The organism is Achromobacter deleyi, assembly GCF_016127315.1.
Taxonomy (GTDB): domain Bacteria; phylum Pseudomonadota; class Gammaproteobacteria; order Burkholderiales; family Burkholderiaceae_B; genus Achromobacter; species Achromobacter insuavis_A.
On record NZ_CP065997.1, the window covers coordinates 4,986,975 to 4,999,506 of the forward strand.

Annotated in this window: 8 protein-coding genes and 1 riboswitch; of the genes, 4 read left to right on the forward strand and 4 right to left on the reverse strand. The window is 70.5% G+C overall.

Annotated elements, in window-relative coordinates:
* The 3 genes from I6I07_RS22615 to I6I07_RS22625 are packed head-to-tail and all read right to left on the reverse strand — an operon-like array spanning position 1 to position 7,309.
* The gene (locus I6I07_RS22615) at positions 1–3,069 is read right to left on the reverse strand and encodes an efflux RND transporter permease subunit (RefSeq protein ID WP_198483797.1); all 3,069 of its coding nucleotides are present in this window, start codon (positions 3,067–3,069) and stop codon (positions 1–3) included.
* Positions 3,066–6,143: a multidrug efflux RND transporter permease subunit gene (locus tag I6I07_RS22620; protein WP_198483798.1), complete on the reverse strand. Its 3,078-nt coding sequence runs from the start codon at positions 6,141–6,143 to the stop codon at positions 3,066–3,068. Before I6I07_RS22620 ends, I6I07_RS22615 begins: the two co-directional genes overlap by 4 nt.
* On the reverse strand, positions 6,140–7,309 hold the full coding sequence (locus tag I6I07_RS22625) for an efflux RND transporter periplasmic adaptor subunit (protein ID WP_198483799.1): 1,170 nt from the start codon (positions 7,307–7,309) through the stop codon (positions 6,140–6,142). Before I6I07_RS22625 ends, I6I07_RS22620 begins: the two co-directional genes overlap by 4 nt.
* Positions 7,310–7,489: 180 nt before the next feature.
* Positions 7,490–7,560: riboswitch (Fluoride riboswitch) on the forward strand.
* Between the two features lie 118 nt (positions 7,561–7,678).
* On the opposite strand from I6I07_RS22625, the gene I6I07_RS22630 reads away from it, so the two are divergent.
* Both I6I07_RS22630 and I6I07_RS22635 read left to right on the forward strand, forming a co-directional pair.
* Positions 7,679–8,992 carry a voltage-gated chloride channel family protein gene (locus I6I07_RS22630; protein WP_198483800.1) on the forward strand — a complete coding sequence of 438 codons (1,314 nt, stop codon included), beginning with the start codon at positions 7,679–7,681 and terminating at the stop codon, positions 8,990–8,992.
* A gap of 17 nt (positions 8,993–9,009) precedes the next feature.
* Complete coding sequence (locus tag I6I07_RS22635; protein ID WP_198483801.1) at positions 9,010–9,378, forward strand: DUF190 domain-containing protein; 369 nt, start codon at positions 9,010–9,012, stop codon at positions 9,376–9,378.
* 49 nt (positions 9,379–9,427) lie between these two features.
* On the opposite strand, the gene I6I07_RS22640 is transcribed toward I6I07_RS22635, so the two are convergent.
* Entirely contained in the window at positions 9,428–10,366 is a 939-nt protein-coding gene (locus tag I6I07_RS22640) for a LysR family transcriptional regulator (protein ID WP_198483802.1), read from the reverse strand.
* Between the two features lie 128 nt (positions 10,367–10,494).
* Between I6I07_RS22640 and I6I07_RS22645 the strand changes: the two genes are divergently transcribed.
* Both I6I07_RS22645 and I6I07_RS22650 read left to right on the forward strand, forming a co-directional pair.
* The gene (locus I6I07_RS22645; protein WP_198483803.1) at positions 10,495–11,649 is read left to right on the forward strand and encodes an FAD-dependent oxidoreductase; all 1,155 of its coding nucleotides are present in this window, start codon (positions 10,495–10,497) and stop codon (positions 11,647–11,649) included.
* 70 nt (positions 11,650–11,719) lie between these two features.
* A complete protein-coding gene (locus tag I6I07_RS22650; protein ID WP_198483804.1) occupies positions 11,720–12,526 on the forward strand; it encodes a hypothetical protein in 807 nt (268 codons plus the stop codon).
* The last annotated feature ends 6 nt before the right edge of the window (positions 12,527–12,532 follow it).

A 12,532-nucleotide genomic window follows, 5' to 3' on the forward strand; every position in this document is an offset into this window, starting at 1 on the left:
TCAGGCGCGGCGCGCGCGCCACCCCGCCACCTTCAAGCGCAGCCGCTCCAGCGCCAGGTACACGATCGGCGTGGTGTACAGCGTCAGGAACTGGCTGATCATCAGCCCGCCGACGATGGTCACGCCCAGCGGCCGGCGCAGTTCCGAGCCTTCGCCCATGCCCAGCACCAGCGGCAGCGCGCCAAGCAGGCCGGCCAGGTTGGTCATGACGATGGGGCGCAGGCGCAGCATGGCGGCGCGGTGGATGGCCTGTTCCGGCGTCAGGCCCTCGCGCCGTTCCAGCCCGAGGGCGAAGTCGATCATCAGGATGGCGTTCTTCATCACCACCCCCACCAGCAGGAACAGGCCCAGCAGCGCGATCAGGCTGAATTCGATATTGGCCAGCCGCAGCGCCAGCAGCGCGCCGACGCCGGCCGAGGGCAGGGTCGACAGGATGGTCAGCGGATGCAGCGGGCTTTCGTACAGGATGCCCAGCACCAGGTAGATCGCCACCAGCACGCCCAGGATCAGCCAGGGCTGGTCCTGCAGGCTCTGCTGGAAGCTGCGGGCGTCGCCGCCCAGGCGCGTCTGGATGTGGGCCGGCACCATCAGCCGCGCCATGGCGGCGTCGATGGCGGCCAGGCCCTGCTGCAGCGAGACGCCCTCGGCCAGCGAGAAGCCGACGCCGACGGCGGCGAACAGGCCGTCGTGGAAGACGCGGTCGTTGACCAGGCCGTGCTCGTAGGTGGCGAAGGCCGACAGCGGCACGCGGCTGCCGTCGGCCGCCACCACCTGCACGCGCTCGAGCACCTCGGGGTCCTCGGTGTAGCGCGGATCCAGCTCCAGCACCACGCGATACTGGTTCATGGGGTCGTACAGCGTCGCTACCTGGCGCTGGCTGAAGGAATTGCTGAGCACGCTGGCGATGGTGCGCATGTCCACGCCCAGGCGCTGGGCGGCGGCGCGGTCGATGTTGATGACGACCTGCTGGGTGGCGGCATCGCCGACGGCATCGACGTCGCGCAGCTCGGGAATGTCGCGCATCGCGCGCGAGATCTTGCGCGACCATTGCCGCAGCGCCGGCACGTCGCTGGCCATGATGGCCAGCTCGTGGTCGCCGGAATTGCCGAAGCCGCCCGGCATGCGCAGGTCCTGGTCGACGTTCAGGAAGAACATGCCGCCCGGCACCGGCGGCGCGTTGGCGCGCAGCCAGTCGATCACCTGGGCCGAGGATTCGCGCCGCTCGGCAACCGGCTTCAGGCGGATCAGGAACAGCGAATTGCTGATGCCCAGGCTGCCGCCGTTGTAGCCGATCACGTCCTGCACCGCGGGATGCCTGAGCACCAGCTGGCGGTAGACGTCGATCTTGGGCTGCATCACCTGGAACGAGAAGCCGTCGTCGCCGCGCACGAACCCCATCAGCTGGCCGGTGTCCTGCTGCGGCAGGAAGCCCTTGGGCGCCTGCGCGTACAGGTAGGCGTTCAGCGCCACCACGGCGGCCAGCAGCAACAGGGTCAGGCGGGCGTGGCCCAGCACCCGCGCCAGCGACGCGCCGTACCACTGGTGGACGCGGGCGAACACGGCGCGCAGGCGCGAGGCGCGCGGCGGGGTCTCGGCCGGCGACCGCAGCCAGCGCGCGCACAGGCTGGGAATGATGGCGACCGAGACCACCAGCGAAATCAGGATGGCGGCCACCAGGGTGATCGAGAATTCGCGGAACAGCCGTTCGACCAGCCCGCCCATGAACAGGATCGACACGAACACCACCGACAGCGCCAGCGTCATCGCCACCAGCGTGAAGCCGACCTCGCGCACGCCGCGCAGGGCCGCCTGGCGCGGACCCAGGCCGCGTTCAAGGTGGCGCGAGATGTTCTCCAGCACCACGATGGCGTCGTCCACCACCAGCCCCGCGGCCACGATCAGCGCCATCAGCGACAGATTGTTGAGCGAGAAGCCCCACAGGTACATGACGGCGAAGGTAGCCACCAGGCACACCGGGATCGCCACGCTGGGAATGGCGGCGGCGCGGGCGCTGCCCAGGAACAGCCACACCACCAGGATGACCAGGCCGACGGCCAGCCCGAGCGTGACGTGGGCCTCGCGCAGCGTGGCGTGGATGCCGGGCGAGCGGTCCAGCACCACCGTCAGGTCGACGTCGGCCGGCATCAGCGCGCGCAGGCCGGGCAGGGCCTGGTTGATGGCGGCGATGGTCTCGATGATGTTGGCGCCCGGCTGGCGGCTGATGGTCAGCACCACCGCCGGGTCGTGGTTGTGGAAGCCGCTGCTGTAGCGGTTCTCGACCGAGTCGCTGACGCGCGCGATCTGCGCCAGCCGGATGGTGGCGCCGTCCTGGTGGCGCACGATCAGGCCGTTGTAGTCGTCGGCCGTGCGCGGCTGGCCGGGCGTGCCGACCTCCCAGCGCTGGCCGGCCGAGTCCAGCTGGCCCTGCGGGCCCATGGGGGCGGCGTCGGCGATGGACTGGCGCAGGTCGTCCAGCGCCACGCCATAGTGCGCCAGCGCGTTCGGGTTGACCTGCACCCGCACCGCCGGCAGCGAGCTGCCGCCCAGCGTCACTTCGCCGACGCCGACGATCTGCGAGAGCTTCTGCGCCAGCACCGTGGCGCCCAGGTCGTACAGGCGCCCGGCGGGCCGCGTCGGGGAACTGAGCGCCAGCGCCATGATGGGCGCCTGCGACGGGTTGACCTTGCGGTAGCTGGGGTTGCCCGGCATGCCGGACGGCAGCTCGGCGCGGGCGGCGTTGATGGCGGCCTGCACGTCGCGCGCGGCCGCGTTGATGTCGCGGTCCAGCGCGAATTGCAGCAGTACGCGGGTGGCGCCCTGGTTGCTGGACGAACTCATGGCGCTGACGCCGGCGATGCTGCCCAGCGCGCGTTCGAGCGGCGCGGCCACGGTGCTGGCCATGCTCTCGGGACTGGCGCCGGGCAGGTTGGCGCGCACCTCGATGGTGGGAAAGTCCACCTGCGGCAGGGGCGCCACCGGCAGCAGGCGCCAGGCCACCGCGCCCAGCAGCGTCAGGGCCAGCGCCAGGAAGATGCAGGCGATGGGCCGGTGCAGCAACGCGCGGATCATGGCGCCGGCGGGTCCGCGGGCGTCGGCGCGGCCTTGCGGCGGCCCGCGCCCAGCTGGTGGAAGAACAGGTAGACGGCGGGCGTGGTGAACAGCGTCAGCACCTGGCTGACCAGCAGGCCGCCCACCATCACCCAGCCCAGGGGCTGGCGCAGCTCGGCGCCCGAGCCGGTGGCCAGCATCAGCGGCAGGGCGCCGAACAGCGCCGCCAGCGTGGTCATCAGGATCGGCCGCAGCCGCAGCAGCGCCGCCTCGCGGATCGCCTCGCGCGGGGCCAGGCCGCGGCTGCGTTCGGCTTCCAGCGCGAAGTCGACCATCATGATGCCGTTCTTCTTGACCAGCCCGATCAGCAGGATGATGCCGATGACGGCGATCAGGTCCAGCGGCCGGCCGGTCAGCAGCAGCGCCAGCAGCGCGCCGACGGTGGCCGACGGCAGGGTCGACAGGATGGTGACCGGGTGGATCGCGCTTTCATAGAGCATGCCCAGCACCAGGTACATGGTGACCACCGCCGCCAACATCAGCCACAGGGTGTTCGATAGCGAGGCCTGGAAGGCGGACGCCGCGCCTTGCAGGCGCAGCTCGACGCTGGCGGGCATGGCGATGTCCTGGCGCGCCGCCTCGATGGCGGCGATGGCCGCGCCCAGCGAGCCGCCCGGCGGCAGGTTGAACGAGAAATTGACGGCCGGGAACTGCGACAGGTGGTTGACCGCCAGCGGCACGGCGCGCTCGCTGACCGTGGCCAGCGCCGACAGCGGAATCGGCTGGCCGTCCGCCGTCCGCAGGTGGATGCGCTCCAGCGCCTCGGGGCTGGCGGCCAGGCGCCGGTCCACCTCCAGCACCACGCGGTACTGGTTCGACTGGGTGAACAGGGTGGCGACCTGGCGCTGGCCGAAGGCGCTGTAGAGCGCCTGGGTGACGTCGTCCATGGTCAGGCCCAGGCGCGCGGCGGCGTCGCGCGACACCTCCAGGTAGGCCTGGCGGCCGCCGCCCTGCAGGTCGGACGAGACGTCGGCCAGCTGCGGCGTGGCGTCCAGGCGCTGGGTCAGGGCATGGCTCCAGCGCGCCAGCAGGGCGGCGTCGGGCGAGGTCAGGGTGAACTGGTACTGGCCGCGGCTGACGCGGTCCTCGATGTTCAGCTCCTGCACCGGTTGCAGGAACAGCGAGATGCCCTGCACCTGGCGGGCGCGGGCATCCAGCCGCGCCATGATGTCGGCCAGCGGCGCGCCGCGCTCGCTCCAGGGCTTGAGGTTGACCAGTAGGCGGCCGGTGTTGAGGGTGGCGTTCATGCCGTCGATGCCGATGAAGGACGACAGGCTGGCGACGTCGGGGTCTTGCAGCAGGCTTTGCGCCAGCGCCTGCTGGCGCCGCGACATGGCCTCGAACGAGGTGTTCTGCGCCGACTGGGTCACGCCTTGCAGCACGCCGCCGTCCTGCACCGGGAAGAAGCCCTTGGGCACCGCCAGGTACAGCAGGCCGGTCAGCGCCACGGTGGCCAGCATCGCCAGCAGCGTCAGGCGCTGGTGGCGCAGGGTGATGTCGAGCCAGCCGGCGTAGCGCGCCTGCAGGCGGTCCAGCAGGCCGGGCGGGCGCTCGGCGTGCGGCGGCAGCAGGCGCGCGCACATCATGGGGGTCAGCGTCAGCGACACCGCCAGCGAGATCAGGATGGCCACCGCCAGCGTGATGGCGAATTCGCGGAACAGCCGGCCGACCACGTCTTCCATGAACAGCAGCGGGATCAGCACGGCGATCAGCGACAGCGTCAGCGACACCAGGGTGAAGCCGATCTGCCCGGCGCCCTTGAGCGCGGCCGCCATCGGGCTGTGGCCCTGTTCGCGGTAGCGGGCGATGTTCTCCAGCATGACGATGGCGTCGTCGACCACGAAGCCGGCGCCGATGGTCAGGGCCATCAATGTCAGGTTGTTGGTCGAAAAGCCCGCCAGGTGCATCACGCCGAAGGTGCCGATCAAGGACAGCGGCACCGCCAGGCTGGGAATCAGCGTGGCCGGCAGGTTGCGCAGGAACAGGAAGGTCACCAGCACCACCAGCCCGACGGCGAAAGCCAGCTCCCACTGCACGCCGCGCACCGAGGCGCGGATGCTTTCGGTGCGGTCGGTCAGCACGCGCACCTGCACCGCGGCCGGCAGGCTGGCGGTCAGCTGCGGCAGCAGCGCCTTGACCTGGTCGGCCACCGCGATGACGTTGGCGCCCGGCTGGCGCTGGATGTTCACCAGCACCGCCGGCTGGCGGTCGACCCAGGCGGCCAGGTAGCGGTCTTCGGCGCCGTCCTCGACCGTGGCGACGTCGCCCAGCCGCACCGGCGCGCCGTTGCGCCAGGCCACGATCAGGTCGCGGTATTCCTGCGCGCTTTGCAGCTGGTCGTTGGCGTCCATGATGACCGAGCGCACCGGGCCGTCGAAGCTGCCCTTGGGCTGGTTGGAGTTGGCCTTGGCGATGGCCTCGCGCAGATCGGTCAGTTGCAGCCCGCGCGCGGCCAGCGCCATGGGGTTGGCCTGCACCCGCACGGCGGGCCGCTGGCCGCCGGCCAGGCTGACCATGCCGACGCCCGACAGTTGCGCCAGGCGCTGCGTCATGCGGGTGTCGACCAGGTCATAGACCTGCGGCAGCGGCAGGGAATCCGAGGTCACGGCCAGCGTCAGGATCGGCACGTCGGCGGGGTTGACCTTGCGGTACACCGGCGGCGTCGGCAGGTCGGACGGCAGCAGCGAGCCGCTGGCGCTGATGGCGGCCTGCACCTCCTGTTCGGCCACGCCCAGCGACACGTCGAGCGAGAACTGCAGCGTGATCACCGAGATGCCGCTGCCGCTGGCAGACGACATCTGCTTGAGCCCCGGGATCTGGCCGAAGCGGCGTTCCAGCGGCGCGGTCACGGCGCGCGCGGTGACGTCGGGGCTGGCGCCGGGGTAGGGCGTGGTGACCTGGATGATGGGGTAGTCGACCTGCGGCAGCGCCGCCACCGGCAGCATGCGCCAGGCGAGGATGCCCGACAGCAGCAGCGCCAGCATCAGGAAGGAGGTGGCGACCGGGCGCAGAATGAAGGGGCGGGACAGGCTCATTGGGTTTCCACGATCAGCACGTCGCGGCCGTCGTGCAGGCGGTCCACGCCTTCGACCACCACGCGTTCGGCCGCGGCCAGGCCCGAGCGGACTTCGACGCGGCCGGCGTTGGCGCGGCCCAGCGTCAGTTCGCGCCGGGTGGCGCGCTGGTCATCGCCGATGACGAAGACGAACGCGCCTTCGGCGCCGTACTGCACCGCCGCCGTGGGAATCGACAGCACGTCTTCCTGCCGCGCCAGCGCCAGGCGGATGTTGACGAACTGGTTCGGGAACAGGGCTTCGTCGGCGTTCTCGAACAGGGCGCGCAGCTTGACGGTGCCGCTGGCCACGTGGATCTGGTTGTCCAGCGCCTGCAGGGTGCCGAGCGCGATCAGGCGGCGCTCGTCGGCGTCCCAGGCCTGCACCTGCAGCGCGGCGTCGCCGGCCTGGGCCTGGGCCTGCCGCAGCAGGTCCAGATGGGTCTCCGAGATCGAGAACAGCGCCGAGATCGGGCGCGTCTGCACCAGGGTGGCGAGGCCGTTGGTGTCGACGGCGCGCACGTGGTTGCCGGCGTCCACCCGGCGAAAGCCGACGCGGCCGTCGTGCGGCGCCAGGATGCGGGTCTGCGCCAGCAGGCGGCGGGCATCGGCGACGCCGGCCGCCAGGCGCTGGCGCTGCGCGGCGTAGCTGCGCACCTGGGCCTCGGCGGTGTCCAGTTGCTGTCCCGCCACGGCTTCCTGCCGCGCCAGCTGCCGGTAGCGGCGCAGGTCGATCTCGGCATTGCCCAGCAGCGCTTCGACGCGCGCCAGTTCGCCTTCGGCCGCCGCCAGCGCCGCCTGGTAGGGGCGCGGATCGATCTCGGCCAGCAGCTGGCCGCGTTGCACCGCCTGGCCTTCCGTGTAGTGCAGGCGCTGCAACTGGCCATCGACCTGGCTGCGCAGCACCACCTGCGCCAGCGGCGTGATGGTGCCCAGCGCGTGCAGGTCGCGCGGCAAGGGGCCGCTACGCGCGGCGGCGACGCTGACGGGGACCGGTTGCTGATCGTAGTTGGGAATGGCGGCGGGCGCGGGGCCTTGCAGGGCGTAGCGCCATAGCGCCCACGCGGCCACCAGGGTCACGGCCAGGAGGGTGGCCAGCGCCAGGCGGCGGCGCAGGGCAGCGGGGCCCGCGGAAGGGGGCAGGGACATCGTGGTACTGCCGGAAACAGTTAGTTGGGGACAGGACGGATTCTATCTGAATAATAATTATTAGCGTTTTAGCATCAGTTTTCTGTCAGGTTCGGACTCGCCGCCGGAGCCACAAGGACGCTGAATCGACCGTGGCGCGCGACCTGCTTGCCTCGCCGTTGCCGGACTGCTAGCATTCGTCCGTTCGTCGGAGATGGCATTCCTCCACCAACCGCCGCGTATCCTGCGCGGCTGATGATGCCTACAGATCCCTGGTACCGCCGGGGCTGTAGGCATTTTTTTGCGTCCGCGGTTTTCGTGCCCGCGCCCGATGCATCCCGCAGCCTGGTGGATCAGGGGAATTTTTTTTCCCCTTGCATCCTGAACCCCATGCCGCGCTCCCCACGCCTAGAACAGTTGGAACTCCTGCCGTACATCGGCAAATGGCTCGTCATCGCTTTCGTCGTCGCCTGCCTGGCGGGCGCCGCTTCGGCGCTTTTCCTGCACGCCCTGGATTGGGCGACCGCGACGCGGCAGGCGCATCCGGCGCTCATCTGGTTTTTGCCCTTCGCGGGCTTTTTCGTCGGCTGGTGCTATCTGCGTCTGGGGCGGCCCGTCGAGGCGGGCAACAACCTCATCATCGATGAGATCCACGATCCGAAGAAGGTGATTCCCCTGCGCATGGTGCCCATGGTGCTTGGAGGCACCGTGATGTCGCACCTGTTCGGCGCGTCGGTGGGGCGCGAGGGAACGGCGGTGCAGATGGGCGCGGCGCTGGCCGACCAACTGACCCACCTGCTGCGCCTGCGCCCCGAAGACCGGCGGATCGTCCTGATGGCGGGAATCGCGGCGGGCTTTTCCTCGGTGTTCGGCACGCCCCTGGCCGGCGCCATCTTCGGGCTGGAGGTGCTGGCGATCGGCCGCATGCGCTACGACGCGCTGTTTCCCTGCGTCGTCGCGGCCATCGCGGCGAACCAGGTCGGCCTCGCGCTGGGCATCCACCACACCCACTATGCCGTGCTGGCGGTCGCTCCCCTGGGCGTGGTGAGCGTGCTGAGCGTGGTGGCCGCCGGCATCCTGTTCGGCCTGATCGGCATGATCTTCGCCAACGGCGCGCACGCCATCGGCGCCTTCATGAAACGGCATATCGCCTATGCGCCGCTGCGGCCCCTGGCGGGCGGGGCGGTGATCGCGGTGGCGGTGTGGGCCACCGATGGCTATCGCTACATCGGCCTGGGAATTCCCTCGATCGTGCAGGCGTTCCAGCAACCGGCCGCGCCCTGGGACTTCGCCGGCAAGCTGCTGTTCACCGTGGCCTCGCTGGGCAGCGGGTTCAAGGGAGGCGAGGTGACGCCGCTGTTCTACATCGGCGCGACGCTCGGCAACGCGTTGGCGCCGCTGCTGCAGTTGCCCTTCTCGATGCTTGCGGGGCTGGGTTTCGTCGCCGTGTTCGCCGGCGCCGCCAACACCCCCATCGCCACCATCGTGATGGCGATCGAATTGTTCGGGCCGGACATCGCGCCCTTTGCCGCCATCGCCTGCATCGCGGCGTACCTGTTCTCGGGACACAGCGGCATCTACCACGCGCAGCGCGTGGGCCACGCCAAGCACCGCGTGCTGCCCGAGGAACTGCGGCTATCGGAACTCGGGGCGTACCGGAAGCGGCTACGCCAGCAGCCCATGGCCCGCACCCCCGAAGAATGAGCCGAGGAACCCACCCGATGACGACCGACCTGACCGCGTTGCGCCTGTACTTTCCCATTTCCGCCAGGGCCCGCGCCACGCGCTTCTGGCACAGGCTGAGCGCGCCGGCGCTGGCCCAGCACCTGATCCATGCCGCGCGCCACGCCGGCATCCAGCAGGCAGTGCTGCATTCCATCCAATCCGGCTACCTGGCTGGCGAGAGATTGAGCCACCATCATCCGGAGGTCACGCACATGAAGCACCCGCAGTGCATCGAGCTGATCGACCGCGAAGCGGTGCTGCGGGCGTTTCTGCATGACCATGCGGCGGAACTGCACAAGGTTCGGGCGGTATTGCTCACGTGCGAAATCCCGCTGATTCCCGCCTCGGGGCCGGTCGTTCGGTGAGCCCGCGGCGGGAGCGGGCGCGGGGCCCCGTCAGGGTGGGCGCTCGCTCTTACGTTCGCGGCGACGGCGCGGCGGAAGGACCGAGGCCGGCCTCGGCCAGGCGTTGCTGGATCAGTTCCAGCAGCGCCCGGGCCCGCGCGCTGACCGACTGGCGGTGGCTGTAGACGCCCAGCAGTTGCAAGGGCGCAGGTTGCAGGTCCAGCCGCACTTCACGCAGGCGGCCGGTGGCCAGGTCGTCGCGGCAGGCGCCGGCGGCCAGGATCGCGAAGCCGATGCCCTGGCGCGCGCCCATCAGCGCCAGTTCGCCGCTGTTGACGCGGTAGCGGCTGCGCACCGGCACCTTGACGATGTCGCCGGCGGCGTCCACGAATTGCCACGGCATGCCCTTGAGCGCGCTCAGGGTGGTGATGCAGGGCAGCGCCTTGAGCTGGCTCACCTGGCGCGGTTCGCCGACGCGCGCCAGCAGCGCCGGCGCGGCGACGACGATGCTGGGCAGGACGGCCAGTTCACGCGTGATGAGGCTGCTGTCGTCCTGGCGGCCGCGATGGAACACGATCGACAGGTCGACATCCTCGCGCAAGGCGTCGAGGCCATCGAGGCGGGTGTCGCAGGCCAGTTCGATGCCCGGGTGGCGGTCGCAGAATTCCGCCAGGATCGGCGCCAGCAGCCGCGGCGCTTCGCCCGGCATGCACAGGTGCAGCGGCCCGCGCAGCTCCTGCCGCACCGCGCCCAGTTCCTCTTCCGTGGCGGCCAGGGTGTCCAGCAGCGGCTTGGCCCGCTGGTACAGCAACTGGCCGGCTTCGGTCATGCGCAGGTGGCGGGTGCTGCGTTCCAGCAGCCGCACGCCCAGCCGCCGTTCCAGCCCGGCGACATGGCGGCTGACGTTCGACGACGGCATCGCCAACCGCCGCGCCGCGCCCGCGAAGCTCTGTTCGTCCACGACCGCCGCGTAGACGCGCACGCTATTCAGATCCAGGGCCTGGCCCATGATTATCCCGTTTGAGATATGAAAGGAACCCATTTTTCCATACTAGTTCTCGTATCCGGCGGAATCTACGATGCGATTCCCGTGTCCGGTGTGGGATCGGCGCGCGGGACGTGAAGCAAGGATTCAATATGGATATCGGAATACTGGGCGGCGGGATCGCCGGCCTGAGCGTGGCGCTCGCCCTGCATCGGTCGGGGCACCGGCCGCGGGTCTACGAACGCGGGGCCGTGCCGGCCAGCATGGGGGCCGGCGTGACGCTTTGGCCCAATGCGGGCGCCGTGCTGGACCGGCTCGGCCTGCTGCCGGACATCGCCGCGCTGGGGGGCAGGCCGGTGGCGATGCGCCGCTACGACCCCGCGGGCAACGCCCTGGGCGGACTCGACATCACCGCGCTGGATCGCCTGATGGGCTACCCGACCCATGCCATCCTGCGCCGCGACCTGCTGGCCGTACTGCTGGCGCACGTGGCGCGCGCCGGCATTCCGATCGAATACAGCCACCGCGCCGTGGCGATCGAGCCGGGCGACGATGGCCGCGCCACGGCGCGGTTCGGCAACGGCGCCACCATCCGCCCGGCGCTGCTGATCGGCGCGGATGGCCGCATGGACTCGGTGGCGCGCCGCTTCGTCACCGGCGACAACACGCCGGTCTACCAGGGCTTCGTGAACTGGATCGGCGTGGCGTCCGGGCCCGGCCTGGCCGATGACATCGCCATCCGGGACTATTGGGGCGTCGGCGAGCGTTTCGGCTGCGTCGCGGTGCGGCCGGACCTGGTCTATTGGGCGGGGGCCGAGGCCCGGCCGCTGTCCGCCGCCGCCCCGGGGGCGGATCCGCGCGCGGAAGCCGCCGGCATTTTCGCCGGCTGGGCCGAACCGATCGCGCGCATCATCCAGGCCACGCCCGCCGACGCGGTGCGCCTGATCGCCGTGCATGACCTGGACACGCCGGCGGTGTGGCATCGCGACAACGTGTTGCTGGTGGGCGATGCCGCGCACGCGCCGTTGCCCACGTCGGGCCAGGGCGCCTGCCAGGCGCTGGAGGATGCGTGGCATCTTGGGCAGTGCCTGGCGGCCATGCCGCGCGGCCTGGACGCGGCGCTGGGCGCCTTCACCGCGATCCGCCAGCCCAAGACCGCCGGCTTGACCGAGTTGGCGCGCGTCCATGCGCGCGGCCTGTTCGAGCGCGATGCGGAGGTCTGCCGGTTGCGCGACCAGCAGGCCAGGGCGGCCGATCCGGCGGCGGCGCTGCGGACCTTGGCGAGCGCCTGGGGCGAGGGGCTGTGAACGGGGATAATACGGGTTTCCGAACAGTCTCCGTCCCGGCGCGCGCCGGGGCGCTCACAGGGTTTCATCCATGCAAGAGAATACGTCCGCCGCCGCGCTGATCGATGCGCTGCGCACCGACCGCGCCGCGTTGCAGTTGTGGCAGTCCGTGGCGCGCGAGTACCAGGCCAGGCACGCCGAGGTACTGGCGCCGCTGGAGGTCACCGAGATCGAGCTCAAGGCCAGGCTGGTGTTCTGCTTCGACCATGCCTGCAAGCAGAAGGAATTGACCAAGGCGGAACGCCAACTGGTGTCCGAGATCGCCGCGCAGCTGGGGCAGGAAACGCTGTTCTCGATGCTGCTGGATGGCACGCCGGCCGAATGCGACGTCGAGCGCCTGAAGGCGGTCTACCGCAAGCACAGCGATTCCGACATCGACGCGGAAGTGGCCGAGGAACGCGAGGCCGAGGCGGCCGACAGGGCTGCCTCCGCCCAGGCGCAGGCCGACGAGCCGGCCGCCGCCGTGACGTTCGCGCCGGACGCGCTGGCGCAGGCCGAGGCGTTGCTGGCGCAGGGGCCGGACGGATTGGACGGCGTCGCCGAAGACAAGCTGGCGCTGGCCATCCCGGTGCTACAGGAGCAACTGGCCGCCCTGAACCGCGAGCTGGCCGCGTTCGAACGCGATTTCAAGGCCGAATACCGCTTCGATCCGGAACAGCCGATCGACCCCGCCGACCTGATGGAAGACGTGGACGCCGAGATCGCCGACGTCCAGGAATACATTGGCGAGCTGGAGTTCGAACTGTCGCAGTTCGTCGACATGCAGCAGGTCAAGGCGTGGCTGAAGGCGATGAAGAAGCAGTTGGACGCCGACCGGCGGCGCGGCATGAAGGGCTGAGGCCGC